This window comes from Chachezhania sediminis (assembly GCF_009765275.1).
GTDB classification, from domain to species: domain Bacteria; phylum Pseudomonadota; class Alphaproteobacteria; order Rhodobacterales; family Rhodobacteraceae; genus Chachezhania; species Chachezhania sediminis.
Window position 1 is genome coordinate 64,903 of the sequence record NZ_VOPH01000007.1, and the last position, 19,770, is coordinate 84,672.

General features: G+C 67.6%; 11 protein-coding genes. 2 read left to right on the forward strand and 9 right to left on the reverse strand.

Annotated elements, in window-relative coordinates:
• Positions 1–3 precede the first annotated feature (3 nt).
• Positions 4–1,803 (forward strand): AMP-binding protein, encoded by a 1,800-nt coding sequence (locus tag FQK05_RS18860; RefSeq protein ID WP_158969785.1) that lies wholly within the window; start codon positions 4–6, stop codon positions 1,801–1,803.
• A gap of 243 nt (positions 1,804–2,046) precedes the next feature.
• Here FQK05_RS18860 and FQK05_RS18865 read toward each other — a convergent pair whose 3' ends face one another.
• Both FQK05_RS18865 and FQK05_RS18870 read right to left on the reverse strand, forming a co-directional pair.
• Entirely contained in the window at positions 2,047–3,588 is a 1,542-nt protein-coding gene (locus tag FQK05_RS18865; protein ID WP_158969787.1) for a helicase HerA-like domain-containing protein, read from the reverse strand.
• A gap of 137 nt (positions 3,589–3,725) precedes the next feature.
• Positions 3,726–4,637, reverse strand: coding sequence for a LysR family transcriptional regulator (locus FQK05_RS18870; RefSeq protein WP_158969789.1), 912 nt, complete (start codon positions 4,635–4,637; stop codon positions 3,726–3,728).
• 112 nt (positions 4,638–4,749) lie between these two features.
• On the opposite strand from FQK05_RS18870, the gene FQK05_RS18875 reads away from it, so the two are divergent.
• On the forward strand, positions 4,750–5,505 hold the full coding sequence (locus FQK05_RS18875) for an SDR family NAD(P)-dependent oxidoreductase (RefSeq protein WP_158969791.1): 756 nt from the start codon (positions 4,750–4,752) through the stop codon (positions 5,503–5,505).
• A 349-nt stretch (positions 5,506–5,854) separates the two neighbouring features.
• Here the strand turns inward: FQK05_RS18875 and FQK05_RS18880 are convergent, their stop codons facing one another.
• From FQK05_RS18880 to FQK05_RS18910, 7 genes are all read right to left on the reverse strand, one after another.
• A complete protein-coding gene (locus FQK05_RS18880; RefSeq protein WP_158969793.1) occupies positions 5,855–13,159 on the reverse strand; it encodes an autotransporter outer membrane beta-barrel domain-containing protein in 7,305 nt (2,434 codons plus the stop codon).
• A 325-nt stretch (positions 13,160–13,484) separates the two neighbouring features.
• Positions 13,485–13,934 carry a helix-turn-helix domain-containing protein gene (locus tag FQK05_RS26215; protein ID WP_233270575.1) on the reverse strand — a complete coding sequence of 150 codons (450 nt, stop codon included), beginning with the start codon at positions 13,932–13,934 and terminating at the stop codon, positions 13,485–13,487.
• 48 nt (positions 13,935–13,982) lie between these two features.
• Positions 13,983–15,290 carry an aspartate aminotransferase family protein gene (locus FQK05_RS18890; RefSeq protein WP_158969795.1) on the reverse strand — a complete coding sequence of 436 codons (1,308 nt, stop codon included), beginning with the start codon at positions 15,288–15,290 and terminating at the stop codon, positions 13,983–13,985.
• Between the two features lie 118 nt (positions 15,291–15,408).
• The gene (locus FQK05_RS18895) at positions 15,409–16,335 is read right to left on the reverse strand and encodes a phosphotransferase (protein ID WP_158969797.1); all 927 of its coding nucleotides are present in this window, start codon (positions 16,333–16,335) and stop codon (positions 15,409–15,411) included.
• A gap of 13 nt (positions 16,336–16,348) precedes the next feature.
• Positions 16,349–17,284 carry a phosphotransferase gene (locus FQK05_RS18900; RefSeq protein ID WP_158969799.1) on the reverse strand — a complete coding sequence of 312 codons (936 nt, stop codon included), beginning with the start codon at positions 17,282–17,284 and terminating at the stop codon, positions 16,349–16,351.
• A gap of 29 nt (positions 17,285–17,313) precedes the next feature.
• Positions 17,314–18,726, reverse strand: coding sequence for an amidase family protein (locus tag FQK05_RS18905; protein WP_158969801.1), 1,413 nt, complete (start codon positions 18,724–18,726; stop codon positions 17,314–17,316).
• Complete coding sequence (locus tag FQK05_RS18910) at positions 18,723–19,748, reverse strand: branched-chain amino acid ABC transporter permease (protein ID WP_158969803.1); 1,026 nt, start codon at positions 19,746–19,748, stop codon at positions 18,723–18,725. Before FQK05_RS18910 ends, FQK05_RS18905 begins: the two co-directional genes overlap by 4 nt.
• Positions 19,749–19,770: the final 22 nt, after the last annotated feature.

Genomic DNA, 19,770 nt, shown 5'->3' on the forward strand with positions numbered 1-19,770 from the left:
GAGATGACCGACCCGTCGACCCGTCCCTACCGCCCGTTCGCGCGCCGCGCGCCCGACATCCGGATCGACCGCCGCGCCGACGGCACGATCCTGATCGACGCGCCTACGCAGGGTACATGCGACATCGCCAGCATCGGCGAGGCGCTGCGCCGCAATGCCCTTGCCCTACCCGACCGCATCTTCCTGGCCGAGCGCGGCCCCGACGGCGGCTGGTCCGAGCTGACCTATGCCGGCGCCTGGCAGCAGGCGGCCAATGCGGCGCAGTGGATGCTGGATGCCGGGCTGGGGCAGGACACGCCGTTGATGATCCTGTCGGGCAACAGCCTGGCCCATGCCGTCATCACGCTGGCCGCGCACCTAGTGAACGTGCCGGTCGTCCCCGTCTCGCCCCCCTATGCGCTGGCGAGCCCCGGTTGCGAAAAACTGCTGGCCTGCGCCCGGGTCGTGCCGCCCGCCGCCGTCTTCGTCGAGGACGCGGCCCGCTTTGCCAATGCCCTGGAAAAGCTGGACCTGCCCCCGGCGCTGACCATCGCCGTTCAGCCGGCAGGCCGGGCGGTGGCCCTTGCCGATGTCGTGGCCACGCCCGCGACCCCGGCGGTCGACAGCGCCCTGTCCGCGATCCGGGGCGACGACGTTGGCAAGATCCTGTTCACCTCCGGTTCGACCGGCGCGCCCAAGGCCGTGATCAACACCCAGTTCAACATGGTGGCCGTGCCCTTCGCGCGAAAGACGGTCCTGGCCGAACCAACGCACGAGATCCTGCTGGACTGGCTGCCCTGGCACCACACCTTCGGCGGAAACGCGGTGCTGAACGGGGCGCTCTACAACGGGAACACGCTCTATATCGACGACGGCAGACCCCTGCCCGGCCAGTTCGCCGCTACCGTGCGCAACCTGGTGGAACTGCGGCCGACCCAGTTTTCGTCGGTCCCGGCGGCCTTCGATGCGCTGGCGCAGGCGCTGGAAGGGTCCGAGCCGCTGCGTCAGGCCTTCTTTTCCCGCGTGAAGCTTCTGACCTATGGCGGTGCCGCGCTGGGGCAGAAGACGCATGACCGGATCCAGGCCTGCGCCGTCGCGACCTGCGGCGAACGCATCCATTTCGCGACCGGCTGCGGATCGACGGAAACCACCAGCATGACCACCGCCGTCTACTGGGACATGGACAGGATGGGCGCCATCGGCCTGCCCTTGCCCGGCAGCACGGTCAAGCTGGTCCCCGAAGGCAACGAATACGGGCTGTCGGTCAGGGGCGACCAGGTCGCGGCGGGCTATGTCGGGCAGGACGGGTTCCTGGACGACGAAGGCTTCTTCGACACCGGCGACGCGGTCAGCTGGCTGACCCCCGACGATCCCGGCCAGGGCCTGGTCTTCCGCGGGCGTTTGTCCGAGAACTTCAAGCTGCTGAGCGGCACCTGGGTCCGCGCCGGTGCCGTCCGAGTCCGGCTGGTCAGCGCGCTGGCGCCCCATGTCCAGGATGCCGTCATCGCCGGCCAGGACCGTGACCGCGCCACGGCGCTGGTCTGGCTGAAGCCGCAATATTCCAGGGACGACCCGGAGGTCCGCGATGCCTTGGCCACGGCGCTGCGCGCCTACAACGCGGATGCCGCGGGCGCGGCCGAGCGGATCGACCGGCTGGCGATCCTGACCGAACCGCCGTCGCTGCAACAGGGCGAGATCACCGACAAGCACTACATCAACCAGCGCGCGGTGCTGAACCATCGCGCCGCCGCCGTTTCGGCCCTTTACGACGATGCGGGCAATCCCGGGCTTGTCCTTGTCAGCCCCCGGGATCAGGCATCATGATCAGTGGGTAACAAGAACAGAGAAGGCGGAGAGGTAGACCCGGGACTCCGATCACAGCGTCCTTTCAAACGCGCCAATCCATGAGCCAGCCGAACATGACCCGGTTGCGGAGTTTTCTATCCGTGACTTGGCATTTTCGTTGCTATCCGCCGGGGGTGCAGGCACGTAACCCCGTGTCTTTCGCCCCATCCCAGGACCAGTCGGCGTCGTAGCCGCGGTCCTGGGCGGCGTTTTGGACGCCCGTCAACGCGCTCGAAACAGTCCTCCGAGGATGCCGCGCACGATGCGGCGGCCGGTGGTGCCTTTCAGTTCCTTGAGCACCACCGAACCGATGGCAGCACCGAAACTATCATCCGTTTCCACGCGTACGGACGAGGATCGGGTCACACGTGTTCCGGTGTAACGCCAGGCCGCGCGAAATTCGCGTTCACCCGCCACAGGTCCGTCTTCCTCGGTCTCGGCCCGTTCGGCGGCAACCGCGGCATGTTCTGCCCGTGCACGGAGGATCTCGTAGGCCGACTCCCGGTCGACAGCCTGCTCGTATTTCCCCGCGACCGGCGAGGCCGCGATGACACGTTCGCGCGCTTCGGAGCCGAGCGGCCCGAGCTGCGACGAAGGAGGGCGGATCAGCGTCCGCTGGACCATGCCCGGCACGCCCTTGTTTTCCAGAAGCGACGTGACCGCCTCGCCTGTCCCGACTTCGCGGATTGCGGTCTCGGTGTCGAAGGCAGGGTTCTCGCGATAGGTCTCGGCTGCCTGTTTCAGCGCCTTGCGGTCGCGTGCCGTGAAGGCACGAAGCGCGTGCTGCACCCGGTTTCCCAGCTGCCCGAGCACGTCTTCGGGCACGTCGGCCGGGTTCTGTGTCACGAAGTAGATCCCGACCCCCTTGGACCGTATCAGGCGTGCCACCTGTTCGATCTTGTCGACCAGCGCCCTGGGCGCGCCGTCGAAGAGCAGATGTGCCTCGTCGAAAAAGAACACGAGCTTCGGCTTATCGGGATCGCCGACCTCGGGCAGTTCCTCGAACAGTTCGCTCAGAAGCCACAGGAGAAAGGTCGCGTAGAGGCGCGGGCTGGCCATCAGCGTGTCTGCAGCGAGGATGTTGATGCGCCCGCGGCCTTCCTGGTCGGTCTGCATGATGTCGGACAGCTCGAGTGCAGGCTCGCCGAACAGCCGGGCGCCCCCCTGGTTCTCCAGCACCAGAAGCCGCCGCTGGATCGCGCCGATGGAGGCCGGTGAAACGTTGCCGTAGCGCAGCGACAGCTCGGCTCGGTTCTGACCGACCCAGACCAGCAGTGCCTGGAAGTCCTTCAGGTCGAGCAGGGGCAGCCCCTGTTCGTCCGCAAGGCGGAACGCAATGTTCACGATGCCTTCCTGCGCTTCGGTCAGATCCATCAGGCGGGCAAGAAGCAGCGGCCCCATCTCCGCGACCGTGGTGCGGACCGGGTGGCCCTGCTCCCCGAAGAGATCCCAGAAGGTAACCGGGAAACCTTCGTAGCGATATCCATCAAGGCCGATTTCCGTGGCGCGCGCACTGAAGGCCTCGTGCAGCTTGAAGTCCGTACGGCCCGGCGCGGCGAGGCCGGACAGATCGCCCTTCACGTCCGACAGGAAGACGGGCACACCCGCGGCAGAGAAGCCTTCGGCAAGGATCTGGAGGGTGACGGTCTTGCCGGTACCCGTCGCTCCGGCGACCAGACCGTGCCGGTTGGCGTAGTCGAGCCGAAGGACCTGTGGCTTGCCGTGGTTCGCACCACCGCCACCCACGAATAGCGTGCCGTCCATGAGGTGCCTCCTTACCCTCTGCCAATGCCCTTCGACGTTACCCGGGTTCCGTCGTGATGGAAGCGCAAACCGGCAGCTCGGCGGCGGCGGTATTTTCCGGTCGCGACGGAAGCTTCGGGGCAAAAGCGCCCCTGCCTTCAGATGTTTCGGCCGGCACCCGACATGTCGCGCGGGAAGGTGCGGGCCAGATGATCGATGAAAAGGCGCACGGCGGGCGGAAGGCCGCGTCGGGTGGTGAAAACAAGGTGCACCGTCCCCATTTGACCCCGCCAGTCCGGAAGCACTCGGACCAGGCTGCCGTCGTCCAGCGCGTCGCGGCAGACATGGTCGGGAAGCAGGGCCACACCCAGCCCCTGCCTTGCCGCGGTACGCGTCGCGGCGAAATCCGCGCATCCCATCCGTACCGAAGCCCTCACCTGGTGCTGTTCGGCCGTCCCGCTTTCCAACTGCCACGAGACCTCCTCGGCCGTGTCGTCGGTGGCCAGCAACGGGACCTGCGCGAGCGCCTCCGGGGTGGCAATCCTGCTGGCCAGCGTCGGACTGGCCACGAGGATCCGGGCAGAGGTGCCCAAGGTGCGTATGATCAGCGAAGCATCGCTTTCCAGCGAGACCCGCACCCGCAGCGCCAGATCTATCCGCTCTTCGATCAGGTCCAGCCGCCGGTCGCCCGTCACCAGTTGCAGGCGCACCTTCGGGTGACGCGCCAGGTAATCGGTGATCAGCGGCGCGACCACCTCGACCAGGCCGCTCGGGCAACCGAAACGCACAAGGCCGTGCGGCTCGGCCAATGCCTCGACCACCAGCGCTTCCGCGCGCTCGGCCTCCTGCTGCATGGACCGGCAGCGTTCATAGAACTCCCGGCCGACATCGGTGACCCGGAAGCGGCGACTGGAACGTTCGATCAGGCGCACGCCCAGGCGGTCCTCCAGCCCCGCGATCCGGCGGCTGAGTTTCGACTTCGGCTCCCCCAGCGCACGGCCCGCTGCAGCGAAGCCGCCATGGGTCACCACCTCGGCGAAATAGGCGAGATCATTCAGATCGGTCCGCATCTATCGTTCTCCTGATGGAACGCTGAGTGTGAATATCGCTGACTATCAGCAAGTTCGTTCCACAAACATGTTCAAGTCAACGGCAAACACGCCGTCAGACAGGAGCATGAACATGACCCGCAATTTTCAGGACAAGGTCGTCGTGATCACCGGCGGCACCAGCGGCATCGGCCTTGCCGCGGCCAAGGCCTTTGCCGCCGCCGGCGCGGCGGTCTTCATCACCGGCCGCCGGCAGGACGCCCTGGACGCGGCTGTCAGGGCGATCGGCGGTCGCGTGACCGGCGTGCAGGCCGACATGTCGGTGCTGGCCGATATCGACCGGCTCTATGACGCGGTGCAACAGGAACACGCTCAGATCGACGTGCTTTACGCCAATGCGGGCGGCGGCGACATGCGGCCGCTGGGCGAGATAACCGAAGCACAGGTCGACGACATCTTCGGGCGCAACGTGAAGGCCGTGATCTTCACCGTGCAGAAGGCGCTGCCGCTGATGACCCGCGGATCTTCGGTGATCCTTGCCGGGTCCACCGCCGGGACCGAAGGCACGGCCGCTTTCAGTGTCTATTCAGCGTCGAAGGCTGCCGTCAGGAACCTTGCCCGGTCGTGGATCCTGGATCTGCAGGGGACCGGGATCCGGGTCAATGTCCTCAGCCCCGGCGCGACCCGTACGCCCGGTCTCGTCGGTCTGGCCGGCGAGGATGCCCAGGCGCAGCAGGGGTTGCTCGACCATCTGGCCAGCGCGATCCCGCTGGGGCGCGTCGGTGAGGCCGAGGAAATCGCCAAGGCGGCGCTATTCCTTGCTTCGGACGACGCAAGCTTCGTCAACGGTGCCGAACTTTTCGCGGACGGCGGCCAGGCCCAAGTCTGACGCCCACGGGCTGGCTTCGGCCGGCCCGCCCTTCCGGCCGAGGGCGAAATCCAGAAGTGACCGGAACAGGCGACGGCATCTCCGTTGCACGAGCCACGCATCCCGCACTCCATCGTCATCGTAGTGGCGAAGGTGAAGCATGTTCCCCGTCAGACGTCGAGGCAGGAGTCTCTCAGCGGCCCGTTAACGAAAATGACGTCGGTGACCGTTGTGGACACGGTCATGGTACTGGAGACGCCAGCGGCTTCCGGAACCTGACAAAACGCGATCCCTTCAGCGGCTGAGATACGGAACATGTCGGGCGCTCTCGGCTTCCCCCCGGTTCTACGGTCGGACATGCGTCCGGATCTCAGAACCGGTAGGACAGGCGCAGGATCCCGCCGTGGCTTCGGAAATCGTTCCCCGTGGTCAGGCCGTATTCCGCGCGGATGTCCCAGCCCTTGGTCTGATAGACCTGCAGCCCCGCCGTCACGCGGCCGACAAGGTCGGGCGAATAGATTTCGGTCCGTATGTCGCCGCCGCTGACGAAGGACGCGTCGATCTGCCGGCCGCCGGTGACGGTGCCGGTCGCGCCAAGGTTCACGAAGCCCCGCAGGACCCCGTCCCTCTTCAGGTCGCGGCGGAGACCGAACTCCACCGCCGGGGACAGTGCGACATTCGTATCCGTGTTCTTCTTCACCGACATCGCGAAGGGGGACGCGCCCTCCTCGGCATAGGCCGGCGTCCTCACGGCATAGAGATCGAGATCCGCCATCGGCCGGATGTAATGCCGGCCCACGGCGATATCGTAGGCCGCGCGGAGCCGTACCCCCATGAAGACCGGGCGCTGCCTGCTGCGCAGCGTCGCGGGCCCCCCCAAGGGTTCGCGCCGCTCAAGATCGTGCTCGCCCACGCCCGCGGCCAGCGACCCGGCAAGAAGCCAGGGACCCGAGACCCGCTTCAGCGCGACCGTCGCGAAGTAATTGGTGCCGGACCCGCTGGCATAGCGGCCGTTGGCGCTGACGAAATCTGCCCTGAAGGCGCCGCCCAGATACCAACCATCGGCGATCTGCGTCTGGCCGCCCAGGCCGGTGACCGTCCGGCCGATTTTCGTCGCCAGCCGGTCGTAGCGCGTGGAAAAGTCGCCGCCCTGGATCCAGACACAGCGTCCCTCGGCCAGTTGCAGCGACTGGCCCCGGAATTCCGGACAGCTGAGCGCGGTGCCCAGCACCTCGCCGCCCGTGTCGCTGAAGGCCGTGGTCAGCGTGTCAAGTGTCTGGGGCGAGATCGAGGCCAGCGCGGACTGATAGTTCTCTCCCTTCGGTACGCCATTGTAGAGTGCTGCGAAGATCCCGGCATAGTCCGGATTGGCGGCAGTCCAGTTGGCCTGCAGGTTCTGGGACAGGGCCACGGCATTGGCATCGGACCCTGTGGGCGCGGTCAGGTCGGCCGTGGCAAGGATCGAGACAGGGTCGTCGGACAGAATCTGCGTCCAGGCGAACAGCGGGCTGTCGCTGGTCACTGTTGCGAAGGTGCCCGAAAGCCCGATACCGGGCGCGGACAGGACCGGGACCGCCTTGGGCAACAGCCAGTCGCCGACCACCGGCTGCAGGGTGCCGTCCAGCACCGCGGTACCCGAAACCGAAACCGGCGCCGTGGCACCGCCAATCGGAGCGATCAGCGCAAAGCTCAGCGTGCCGCCCGGCTGCTGGACGAAATTCCCGTTCAGCGACAGGCCGCTGCCTGCATCCAGAAGGCCGGCATTGGTCAGCGTCCCGTCGTTCAGCGCGACGGCAGACCCCGAGAGCGTGCCCATGTTGGTCACGTCCAGCGCGGCCGTACCACTTTGCAGGATGACATTGCCCGACACGGCCGAAAGTGACGCGCCTGCCCCGATGGTCAGCGTGCTGGCCCCGTCCGTATCCGCCCAGAGACCATGGCTGTTGCCGGTGACCGTGCCGCCGATGGTGACGTCGAGCCCGGCCGACGTCTGGGCGAAGATCGCCGTCGATCCCGTTCCGGTCGTGGCCAGCGATCCGGCCTGCGTGATCGTGATCTGGCCACCTGTGTCGGTTCCCGGCGCTCCGGCACTGCCGGCATGGACCGCGCCGCCATAGGCGATCAGCCCGCCGCTTCCCCCCACGGACTGGGCCAGGATCCCATGCGCGCCGGCCCCCGTGGTCAGGATCGATGCATCCACGTCGATGTCCACACTGCCGCCCCGTGACGTGATGACCGAACTCTGACCCATGCCCGGGGACAGGGTCCCCGGCGCGCCAAAGCCCAGGATACCGCCGCCGCCGCCGATGGACTGCGCCACGATGGCATGCGCCCCGTCGCCGCCCGTGACGATGCCGGACCCTGCGTCCAGCGTGATCGACACGGCGCCGCCCGGGGACATGTTCGGCTGTTCGTAACTGTTCACGTTCAACGACACATCGGCGGCCATCGCCGCGTCCTGCGCGAAAATCAGGCCCCCGCCGCCGCCGATGGATTGCGCCAGAAGGCCATAGGCATTGTCGCCCGCGGTCGTCACGGTCAGCACGGCATTGCTGACGGTAACATTGCCGCCCGCCCCGTCCGGGTAGACGCCCGCGATTGACAGGTCGACCGTCCCGGCCCCGCCGGTATTCGCGCTGCTGCCCTGGCCGGCCACGCCGCCGCCGCCGCCGATGGATTGCAACACTACGGCATGGGCCGCGTCGCCATGGGTCGCGACGCTGGCCTGGCCGGTCAGTTCCACCAGCCCCCCGGCCCCGCTGCCTGACCCACCAAGCGCGACAGCGCTGCCCTTCGCCGCGCCGCCATCGGTCTGCGCCATGGCCAGCCCGCCGGCCCCGCCGATGGACTGTGCCAGGATCCCGAAGGCGGCAAAACCGGTGCGAGTGGTGATCCCGTTCACGACAGTCTCGGACCCGGTGACGATCCGCGAGCCGGCACCATCGGCCAGGTCGACCTTCACCGTACCGCCATCGCCCCAGCCGAACTGCGTACCGAAGCTGCCGACACTGACCGTCAGGTCGGTCATGACGCTGGACGTCGTGTAGGCCGATCCGATCCCGCCCGACCCGCCGACGGACTGCGCCAGGATGCCGTGCGCCCAGTCGCCCCGGGTGGCCAGCTGGCCCGTATGGCTGACCGTGACGGCGGCCCCCGCCGCCTCGGTCGCGCCGTCGGTGTCGCCCCCGAAATCGCCGCCGACCTTGATGACCTGCGTGGCGGTGCCGGCCTTGCCGCCACCGATGGTCTCGAAGAAATCCGTGCCGCCGCTGCCGATGCCGCCCCCGCCCCCGATCGATTGCGCCACGATGGCCGACGCACCGGTTCCGGTCGTGGCCAGCACTGCCGAATTGGTTACCGTGACGCCGCCGCCGCCAGTGGATTGGGTCGGCGCGTTCGACATGGCCTGGCCCACGGCGATGGTCAGATCGCTGTCCATGGTCCCGTCGAAAGCGGTGCCACCACCGCCGCCGATGGACTGCGCAGCCAGCGCATGGGCGCCGTACCCGGTGGTGACCACCGTGCCGCCATTGGACAGGTCGACCGTTCCGCCCGTCCCCAGTGCACCGTTGCTGCCGCCGGTGGTCAGCTTGACGGTATAGGTTCTGAGGTCGATGTCGGTCACCGGATAGATCGGCGTCGCCGACCGCGACGTCGCGGTGGCGGCAGCCCCCTGCCCGCCGCCGCCGCCGATGGATTGGGCCAGCACACCATAGGCCCGGCCGCCATCGGTGGCGATGGTGCCCGTGCTGGTCACGGTTACGGCGCCGCCGTCGCTGCCGATGCCCCCGGCGCCGCCGACCGACACGTCCAGATTGTAGCTTTGCGTCCCACCCGTCGCCCAGCCCTTCACGATGGCGATGCCGTGATCGTAGGCCTCGTAAACCCCCAGCGCCGAAGCCGATGCATTCGCCGTGCCGCCCGATCCACCGCCGCCGCCCACCGACTGCGCCAGGATGCCATGCCCGCTGCCGCCAGTCGTGGCAATCAGCCCGCCGTTCTGGACCGTCACGTCCTGGCCGGCGCCGCCCGACCCGCCGGCGCCGCCGACGGCCACCACGGCGGTGTAGGTATCGCCGCCCCCGGTGGCCGAGGCGCCACCGGCATCTCCGCCACCGCCGCCGATGGACTGGGCCAGGATGCCATAGGAGGTGGACCCCGTGGTCAGGATCCGGCTGCCGTTGTAGTTGTAGGCAAAGACCGATCCGCCATCTCCTGCGCTGCCGCCGGCACCGCCAACGGAATAGGTCAGGTCCAGCGACCGGCCGGTCTCGTTCTGGAAGATCGGCGTGGCCGAGCTGGAGCTGCCGCTGCCCCCGGTCCCGCCGCCGCCGCCGACCGACTGGGCGACGATCCCGGCGGAAAACTGGCCCCCGGTGCGGATCGTGCCGTTCTCGGACCCGTCATCTGTGCCGTTGAAGGCGGTCACCGTGCCGCCATCACCGTTACCGCCGCCATCGCCGCCCCCGCCGATGGCATATTGGATGGAAAAGCTGGCGCTCTGGATCGCGGTTGATACGGCGGTGCCGTCGCCGCCATTGCCGCCGCCCCCACCGACGGATTGGGCCAGGATGCCCCGGGAATAGTCGCCCCAGGTCGTGATGGCGGCATAGTTGCCGGCCGTCACGCCGCCGCCGTCGCCGCCATCACCCCCCTGTCCGCCATTCGCCAGCGAAAAGCCGAGCGACGGGAAGACGACGTCGGACACCAGCTTCAGGCCCACGACGGGCAGGACCGTCGACTTGGCCATGGCGGTTCCGCCGATCCCGCCGCCGCCGCCGATCGACTGGACGACCAGCCCGTCGGAATCCGCCCCGTTCACCGCCGGCCCGCCGGTGGCTGCGGTGAAGCGTCCGTCCAGCATCAGGCCGGTGACCGAGGCGCGGGTCGTGTCGGTGCCCACCGCCTGGAAGATCCCGCCATTGGTCATGGTGCCGGAGAAGCTCTCGCCCGTGGTCTGGACCGTGCCGGACACCGTCGCACCCTGGACCGTGACGCCAGTCAGGACGGTGCCGTCCGTCAGCGTCACGTTGGACAGGGTCGCGCTGACCATGCCTTCGGCAATGTCGCCGTTCCGGATGTCGGCGGTCAGCTGCGTGCCGTCGTCCAGGCTGCCATAGAAGATGCCGCCCGATCCCAGGCCGATGTTCTGAAGCGCATCGGGCGACAGGCCGGTGGTGATGTGCCCGTGATTGATGCCGGTGGCATAGGTCCCGTCGCCGCCGGCCCCTCCCGCGCCGCCAAGCGCCACGGCGATGGTCCGGATCAGGCCCGCGGCCTGGGCCACCGCCGCGCCGCCGGTGCCGCCACCGCCGCCGATGGACTGGACGACCATGCCCGACGACCGGTTGCCCAGCGTGGAAATCTCGCTTTGCCCGTTGTTGTAGCCGCTGGCGACCCCGCCTGCACCACCGCTGCCCCCTGCCCCGCCGATGGCCGTGGCGACAAGGATGGAGCTGCTTTGCGCATAGCCGCCATTGCCGCCACCGCCCCCGATGGACTGGATCAGCACGCCCTGCGATCCGTTGCCCAGTGTCGCGACCGAGGTCGCCCCGCTGGTGTTCAGCGTGATCGTGCCGCCGCCGCCGCCATTGCCCCCCGCGCCGCCGACCGTCGTCGCCGCGCCATAGCTGTTGGTCGCACTGCCGCCGCCACCGCCGATGGACTGCATCAGGATCCCGACCGAGGCCGCATCCCGCGTCAGCACGTTGGCCCCGCCTGTCAGGTTCACGGTGACCGTCGCCCCGTTCCCGCCGCCGCCGGCCGCGTCGCCCAGCCGCGCGACAGCCTCGGTGCCGCCGACCACGCCGCCACCGCCGCCGATGGACTGCGCGACGATGCCTATGGCGCCGATCCCGCCGCCCTGCCCGTCGCCGGTGGTGACACTGCCGGAATGGTTCACCGTGATCCCGCCGCCATCGGTGCCATCCACGCCGACGGCCGGACGGGACCCGACCCAGGTGCCGGCGGTCATCTCTCCCATGCTGTCGAAAGCTATGGCCGTGTCGTTATGCGCGATCCCGCCCCCGCCGGAGGAGACCGCGGCAAGCCCCACCGACCCGGTCCCCAGGGTCATGACACTGCCGGTGTTGTTCAGGGTCACGTCGTTGCAGCCCGACGGCGACCCGCCGCAACCCGCGGTGACCGTCGCGCTGTTGCCGACGACATTGCTGCCTGCCGAATAGGACCCGACCGTCGTCGTCCCACCCACCGCCAGCGCCGTCACCCCGAAGGCCGACGCGCCATTGGTCCTCACCGATCCGGCATTGCCGACGGTCACTGTGCCCGCCACACCCGTGCCCTGCAGGTTCGGGTCCGAGGTCAGGCCCGACACGATGCGCGCGCCGGTGCTGAGCCCCAGCACCCCGATGGCCAGCGGTCCGGGCGCAGGCCCGGCACTGCCGGTCGCGATGACAGCAGTTCCGCCAACGCTCACGTTTACGGTCCCGCCGGAGGCCAGGTAGGTCTGCCCGACCGGCGTCCATGCACCGGCCTGGCTGGAAGCAAAGACCCCCATTCCACCGCCGGACATGTCGACCGCGCCCTGGACCGTCACGTTCACCGTACCGCCATTCGCCGGTTGGCCAGTATAGGCAGGAGTCTCCAGATCGCTGTCCGCCCCGTTGCCGCCGATGGAGGCGGCAAGGATCCCGGCGCCGCTTGCCGCATCGACCGCGATCGCGCCGCCATGGGTCACGTCGACCGCACCGGCCGCCCCACCGATGCCGGCCGTGTAGGTCGCATCGCTTTCGCCATCGAAGTAGAAGCCCGCAGCGCCGCCGATGGCCCGCGCTTCGATCCCGGCGGCACTGGCATCCGCACCGCTTGCGGTGACCCGGATCGTGCTGCCCGCGGCCGTCGCCACAGCGACCGGCTCTGCGTTGCCGCCGGCGCCGACCTCACCGAATTCCTTGACGACGATCCCTTCCAGCCAGAAGAACGCACTGCCACCGCCGCCCTCCGACAGGGCCTTCGCGCCGACCAGCGACGGCGCGCCATCGACCGCGGCCGCCCCCGTTCCGCTGACCGAAATGGCGGCCGAGGCATCCAGATCCAGCATGACCGATCCTGCATCCGTGCCATAGACCAGTTCGATCGGCGCCGCGTCCTGCCCGTCGATCTGGACCTGTGCCCCCGCGCCGCCGAACCCGTCTCCGCCGCGAGAGATCGCGGCAAGTGCTCCGGGTCCGACGGTGCTTCCGGTAACGGCCGTCGCGGTGATCGCATCGGTGCCCGTCGGCACCGTGCTGCTGCCCAATGTGACCGACAGGTCGCCGGCGCTGACACCGGGCTGAAACAGCATCGTGCAGGGTTCGTTCAGGAAGCAATCCGCGGTCGTCTCGAAGCCTACGACGGAGTAGATGGCCGGCCCGGGCCCGAATGGCAGACCGTCGAAGGTCAGCGCGCCGTTGACCGTCACGTCGATGCCCGTGCCGCTTCCGGTGACAAGATAGCCGGGCAGATCGTCGCCGTTGCCAAGGGATCCCGTCACCAGATCAGAGGACGACTGATAGGTGAAATCGCCCGCCTGGCACGCCAGGACCTGCCCGCTCAGCGCGCCCGTGTTGGGACCTTCGCAGGCTAGCTCCTGGGCGGGCAGGATTGCGGGCCACCCAGCCAGGACAGACCCGAAAAGACCAAGAGCGACCAGCCCGCCGACCGGACGCGGATTCACGACCGGCCTGCTGGCGCAGGCACGCGGCGTTACTCCATCATTCATGTCTGAACCCAGAACTCTCGCCGTCCCCTATACGCGCGGTCCTGTCCCTCCACCCGCAGAGTGACAGCATCCGACAAGATCGCAACCCCGTCGCGTGGCACGCTTCGGCGGTCAGGCCAATTTTGCCTTGAGTTGCGCATCTGCCACTGGGACTGGTCCGCGTCGGATGCCTCGGAACCATATTGGGCCCGGACAGCCGGAGAGTTTGGCAAACGGTTCTTTCCCATGGTCTGCCGTCAGCATGCGCCGCGTGGGTCTGGCAAGAAAGAGACGGATCGGCTTACACGTCGCTCAGAAGCTCCTGCGCCACGGAGGGTTTCTTCGCGATCAGGGCCAGAAGTACCTGAGCCGGGCCCGTCGGATGGCGGCGGCCGTGCTCCCAGCTCTGACATGTGCCCTTTGCGACACCGATGCTTCGGGCAAAGTCCGCGTGGGACAAATCGGTTTCTTCACCGGTGATTTCAGGGGCGGCGCGTTTGTAGGACGTCACCGCTGCGCACTTGTCGGCCAGGATTGACCCGGACTTACGGAAAATCTCGAAGAGCTCGCATGCCTCGGGGATGGAGCCTGCCACGAGCATGGCGTTGCCCATGCCCGCATTCAGGCGCGGCTTCATCTCCAAGTCCAGGATGATATCGTTGGCGATCTGTTCCAGCCGGTCACGGCTCGACAGTACACGCTGAAGCGTTCCCCAGCGTTGCTTGAGCGTCGCCTTTGCGATCGGGGTCATGCCGTCATCCCGCCCCGCAAGAACGCCAAGCGGCACCCGGCTTGAAGCTCAGGCCTCGCGCAGGGCAAGGCGCAGGGCGTCCAGGAAGAAATCGACCTCTGACGCAGAGAGGCAAAGCGGTGGGCGCAGTTTCAACGTCTCGCCCGTGCGTCCGGCGGCTCCGATCAGGACCTGTCGCTGGCGCAGGGCATCGATCAGCCGCGCAACGCCTTCACCTGCCGGGACATCCGTTTTGGCGAGCTCGATTCCGATGAAAAGCCCCGTGCCCCGAAGCGCCCGGATCCGGTTGTTTTCCGCTGCGATGCTTGTCAGTCCTTCCATCAGCAATCTGCCGGAACGCGCGGCGTTGCCGATCAGATCCTCTTCGCCGATGCAGTCCAGCACCGCCATGCCGGCGGCTGCCGCCACCGGATTGCCGCCGAAGGTGTTGAAATAGCCTGTGTCCTCGCAGAACTGCGCGAACAGTTCATGTCGGCCGACCAGACCGGCCATCGGGAAACCGTTCCCCATGGGTTTGCCCATGGTGACGATGTCCGGCGCGACCCCGTGGCGGGTAAAACCCCACATGCCATGCCCCAACCGTCCGAAGCCCGGCTGCACTTCGTCCGCGATGTAAAGCCCCCCAGCCGCATGAACCGCGTCGATCGCCGGGGCCAGGAAGCCTTCGGGGTCCGCGTGAATCCCGTCGCTGGAAAAGACGGAATCGCAGATGAAGGCGGCAAGACCGTACCCGGCTTCGCCCAGGTCCCGCGCAGCATTGGCCACGGCGGCGGCAAAGCCTTCGGCCACGGACGGCCCATATGCATCGGCCGATGGCGCGGGAACCAGCCGGACATGGTCGGGGACATGCCCCGACTTCCAGGACGAGGGCGAGACATCGGCCACCGCGGCGGTGTTCCCGTGATAGGCGGCCTCGGTCACGATGAATCCGCGGTTGCCGGTGGCGCGGATCGCCATGCGCATGGCAAGGTCGTTGGCTTCGCTGCCTGAACAGGTCAGGACCGCATGGGCCAGGTGTTCGGGGAAGGTGGCCAGCAACCGTTCCAGATAGCTTTCGACGATCTCGGTCAGATAGCGGCTGTGAACGTTCAGCAGGCCGATCTGGCGGCTGACGGCCTCGACCACCCGCGGATGGCAATGCCCGACCGAGGGCACGTTGTTGTAGCAATCGAGATATCGCGTGCCGTCCGTGGCCTCGAGCCAGGCGCCCGAGGCGCGCTGAAGCTCCAGGGGTTCGCGGTAGAACAGAATTGCGGCCGGCCCCATGTTGGCCTGCCGCCGCAACAACAGGGGGCTGGTCTCGGTCCCGCCCGAATAGGCGTTCATCTCGAGGATGGAGCGGGATGTGTCGGTCATCGGAAATACCTGTTCGTCGGGCGCCTTGGCGCAGGCAACAGCCATCCGGTACACGGCCCAGGGGCCGCGCGGGGTGGCGTGTCGAGGGAGTTTCGTTAAACGGCGCGGAGCTGCGCGATCAGAGTTTCGAAAGCCAGTAGTTCCAGCGCGTATCGTTGAAGACGGCACGGGCGCGGGCGTATTTCCAGATGCCGTATTTCTGGTAGTCGAAGTCCCATTCCGACAGCTGCCGCTGCTGGACGCCCCAGGACCCCCACTTCATGTCGGCCACGGCGCGGGCGACCCAGACCCGGGCCACCAGATCCTCGCGCAGGGCTCCGTAGTACTGTTCGATCATCTCCAGCGTCGCGGCTTCGTCCGCGAAGATCTCGCCCAGGAAGACGCCGATCTCGTAGGCACGTTCGTTGTTCGACGCGAATTCGAAGTCGATCAGCTTCATGTCCAGAAGCCGGTCGTCGTCGGACAGCTGCACCATGAAGTTGCCCGGCATCGGGTCGTTGTGGCAGGGCGCGAGGTCGAGGCCCGAGGCCATGAAGGCCGCCCTGGCCCGCTTGTACTGCTGTTCCAGGAAGGCGAAGTCGGCCGGGCGGATCGCGCCGACCTCGTTGCCCTGCTCGATATGTTCGTCGGTCATGGCGAAGACGTCCTTGGTGACCGGCAGCGCCTCGCCCGCGTTGTACTGACGATAAAGGCCGATCACGGCGGACATGAAGTCCTTCCGGACGAAGTCGGCATTGGTCGAAGCACGGTGGCTGGTCAGGAATTCGAACACTTCCACCCCGGCATCGCGGTCATAGTGGACGACCGCCGGGGCAACGCCCAGGGCGTTGGCGGTGCGGGCGGCCTGGATCGACAGTTCACGGTCCACAAAGTTGTCCGACCCGATGCCGAAGACCTTCATGAAATAGGTCGTGCCCTGATGCTCGACCAGCCAGTTGGAGTTGAGAAGCCCCCCCACCAGCGGCCGGACCTTCACGGTCTCGGGTGTCCAGCCGGGCACGCTGACAATGGCGCGGGCGATCTGTTCTTCGGTTGCGGCACTCATGTCTGGGTCTCCTTCAGGCGGCCCGGCGCAGGCGGTCGGAGGCCTGCGAGCCAAGGGCCATGGTCGACAGGCGGAGGAACCGCCACGACGCGTATTTCGCGAATTCCAGCGCCTTCCGGGGCGAGGTCACGGCCATCACCGATCCGATCAGCCCCCAGCGCAGGTCGTCCGCCATGCCGTAAAGCATCGCGCGCTGGAACAGGCCTTCGTCGAAGCGGCCTTCCCATTCCTCGAATCCTGTGCGCGCCTCGGGCTCGCAGTCGAAGAATTCCATCAGCCAGCAGCCAATATCCTCGTAGGGGTCGGTGTCGGCAGCCAGGTCGAAATCGACCAGCTTCACCTGCACGTCCGGGCCGATCATCAGGTTGGCGGTGTTGCCGTCCCGGTGGCAGGGCTTCAGGTCCCGGTCCGCCGCCCTGATCCGCGCACCGGCGTCGCCGATCACGGACAGGAAGGTCGCCAGATGGGGGTGGGTCGGGGCCTTGAGCTTCTCTGCCATTGCAGCAAGGCTGTCGATTTCGTCGAAGATCGAGGCCGAGAACCCCAGCGCCGGCCCAGACTGGAACGCCTTCTTGGCCGCGATGGTCGCGGCGCGAAGCTTCGGCACGACCGGGTCCTGGAGACCGGCGCAGCGCCAGGGCGCGGGCAGGATTTCAAAGGCGACCAGGCCGCTGTCGGCGTCATCGGCCAGCACGGCGGGACCGGCGCCGGTTTCACCGGCATGGCGGGCGGCAGCGATGGCTTTCGCGGCATCGACATAGAAGGCGGTATCGGGGTGATAGTGCTTGACGATGGCCGTGGCGTCGCCGGCCCCTGCCCGCCAGATGTCGCCTTCAACCCCGCGCCATGCGGGCGAGGCCAGCACGGTCAGCGGGTTCACAAAAGTGGTGGGCGGGGCGCCCAAGGCCGTTTCGGCAAAGGCTTTCGCCTGGCTTTCCCTGTCGGACATGGATCTATCCTTCCTGTGTGCAGCCAAGATCAATGAGAGACGACGGGCGTCGTGGGCCAACTGCGGCCCCCGGCGTTCATCGCGTCCAGTTCGGTTTCCAGAAGCGTCGCCAGCGCCATCAGCCGCCGGTCGTCCAAGCGGTGGCCAACCAGTTGCACGCCGACCGGCAGCCCGTTGTCGTCAAAGCCCCCCAGAAGCGAGATCGCGGGATGCCCCGACTGGTTGAAGGGCGCGGTGAAGGTCGTATGGCGCAGCGGCATGCCGAAGACGGGACCGCGATCTTCCGCCGGCCAGTTGACCAGAGGCATGACCGGGGTCAGCAGGAAATCGACCCCGTCCAGCAGGGCGACCGTTCCGGCAACGCCGCGTTCGATGCCGGTTTCGAATTCGCGGATGCGGGCCGGGGTCCAGTCGCGGGCCTCGGCGAACCAGTCGACCAGCTCGGTGGGCGCCTTGGCGCGGTGTTCGCCGTCCGCGGCGGCGTATTCGTACCAGCCGCGCAGCTTCAGCGAGTCGTCGATGGGCAGGTAGGCGTCGAAGCCATAGGCCGCCGTCACCGGCTGCACCCTCCCGACGATGCGTTCCAATGCCTGCAGGGCGGTGTCGAAGACTGTCTGCACGGCCGGCTCGACCGTGGGGCCGAAGCCGAAATCGGCACAGGTGCCCACGGTCAGGGCCTTTTCCCAGCCCGGCGCGGGATCAGTGCCCAGCAGGGGCACGGAATAGCGGTCGTCGGCGTCGGGCCCGGCCAGAACCGTGGTCCAGACCAGCAGATCCTCGGCCCGGCGGGTGATCGGCCCGGCCGACCGCACGGTCGAGGCCGGGGCGTGGGGGATCAGGCCTTGCGTGGGCTTCAATGCGGCGAGCCCGCAATGGCAGGCCGGCAGACGCACCGATCCGGCAATGTCCGATCCGACCGACATCATTCCGATGCCGGCGGCGATGGACGCCCCTGCCCCGGCGCTGGAGCCGCCGGTATTCCACGCCGTGCCCCAGGGGTTTCGCACGGTCCCGTGGGACCCCGACACGCCAGATCCGCTAAGCCCGAAGTCGGGCATCGTGCCCTTGCCGATGATGATCGCGCCTGCCGCCTTCAGCTTGCGCGTCGGGATGCCGTCGGCGGTGCCCAGGATGCCATTGCCATGCAAGGCAGACCCGTGGTGCCAGCGCATCCCGGTCGCGGGCACGCTGTCCTTGATCGTCACGGGCATCCCGTCGACGGGGGACAGGGGCGTGCCGGCCTTCCAGCGCGCCTCGGCCGACCCTGCCTCGGCCATGGCGGCGTCCGGGCGCAGGTCGTAAAGCGCGTGAAGCGTGTCGTTCACGGCCTCGGCCTGGTCCAGCATCGCGCGGGTCACGGCCACGGGGCCGGTCTGACCCGTACGATAGGCTTGTTGCAGGGCGGAAAGGCTGAGGTCGGCCAGGTCTGCGATCTGGTTCATTGGATGTCCTTCGAGGTCTTCAGGCCGGCGCTCCGGTTCCGGCCAGCATAGCGCATCAGGTCGCGGAACCGACCCACAAGCCCGTTCGGCAAAAGCACGATCGAAGCGGCGATGATCAGGCCAAGGCCCAATGTTCGGAATTCACCCACTTCGCGCATCAGCTCGTCCGCGCCCATCAGGACCAGGGTGCCGACCAGCGGTCCCCAGAAGGTCCCGGTGCCGCCGATTACCACGATGGCGATGATGAACATCAGTTGCGGCAGTTGCAGGATCGTCGGCCCGATCACCTGGAAATGCGCAGCATAGACACCCCCCGCCAGCCCGGTCAGGAAGGCCGAGAGGCCGAAGACCAGAAGCTGCACGCGAAAGCGGTTGATGCCACGGGCGACGGCATAGCCCGGATTGTCGCGGATCGCCCGGAAGGCGTGGCCCATCGGCCCCTTCAGGATCACCCAGGTCACGACCATGATCACCACGAACAGGGTGCAGACGATGGCATAGTTCCCGATCATCCAGTCGCCTTTCAGCAACTGCCGCGTACCGAAATCTCCGAACCGGGAAAAGCCGCCGGGCCCGCCGGTCAGCTGACGGCAGACGGATCCGACCTGCACGAAACATTCCGTGTCGGTCACGATCAGCAGATACATGACCTGCGTCACCGCGAGTGTCAGAAGCGCCACATAGACACCCGTCAGGCGCAGGCAGGCCAGCCCGATCAGGACCGAGAAGACGGCGGCCACAAGTGCCGCCGGCAGCAGCGCCGCCCAGACCGACCAGCCGAGGAAGAAGCACAGCATCGCCGTGGCATAGCCCCCCACCGCAAAGATGGCGACGGGTGCCAGAGAGAAGATCCCGGCGAAGCCGAAGACCAGATTCCACTGGGACGCGATGCAGGCATAGAACAACGCCAGCACGATCTGTCCCAGCACGTAGCGGCTGTCGATCTGGAAGGGGATGGCGATGGCCACCACGATCAGGACCAGCGCGATCAGCAGGTCGGTGCGTCCGGACGTCTTGGTCATGCGCGTGGATCCTTCTGTGCCG

Excerpts from the sequence above, each read along its gene's own strand:
- FQK05_RS18860 (WP_158969785.1), top strand. The coding sequence starts at position 4 with ATGACCGACCCGTCGACCCGTCCCTACCGCCCGTTCGCGCGCCGCGCG.
- FQK05_RS18865 (WP_158969787.1), bottom strand. The coding sequence starts at position 3,588 with ATGGACGGCACGCTATTCGTGGGTGGCGGTGGTGCGAACCACGGCAAG.
- FQK05_RS18870 (WP_158969789.1), bottom strand. The coding sequence starts at position 4,637 with ATGCGGACCGATCTGAATGATCTCGCCTATTTCGCCGAGGTGGTGACC.
- FQK05_RS18875 (WP_158969791.1), top strand. The coding sequence starts at position 4,750 with ATGACCCGCAATTTTCAGGACAAGGTCGTCGTGATCACCGGCGGCACC.
- FQK05_RS26215 (WP_233270575.1), bottom strand. The coding sequence starts at position 13,934 with ATGACCCCGATCGCAAAGGCGACGCTCAAGCAACGCTGGGGAACGCTT.
- FQK05_RS18890 (WP_158969795.1), bottom strand. The coding sequence starts at position 15,290 with ATGACCGACACATCCCGCTCCATCCTCGAGATGAACGCCTATTCGGGC.
- FQK05_RS18895 (WP_158969797.1), bottom strand. The coding sequence starts at position 16,335 with ATGAGTGCCGCAACCGAAGAACAGATCGCCCGCGCCATTGTCAGCGTG.
- FQK05_RS18900 (WP_158969799.1), bottom strand. The coding sequence starts at position 17,284 with ATGTCCGACAGGGAAAGCCAGGCGAAAGCCTTTGCCGAAACGGCCTTG.
- FQK05_RS18905 (WP_158969801.1), bottom strand. The coding sequence starts at position 18,726 with ATGAACCAGATCGCAGACCTGGCCGACCTCAGCCTTTCCGCCCTGCAA.
- FQK05_RS18910 (WP_158969803.1), bottom strand. The coding sequence starts at position 19,748 with ATGACCAAGACGTCCGGACGCACCGACCTGCTGATCGCGCTGGTCCTG.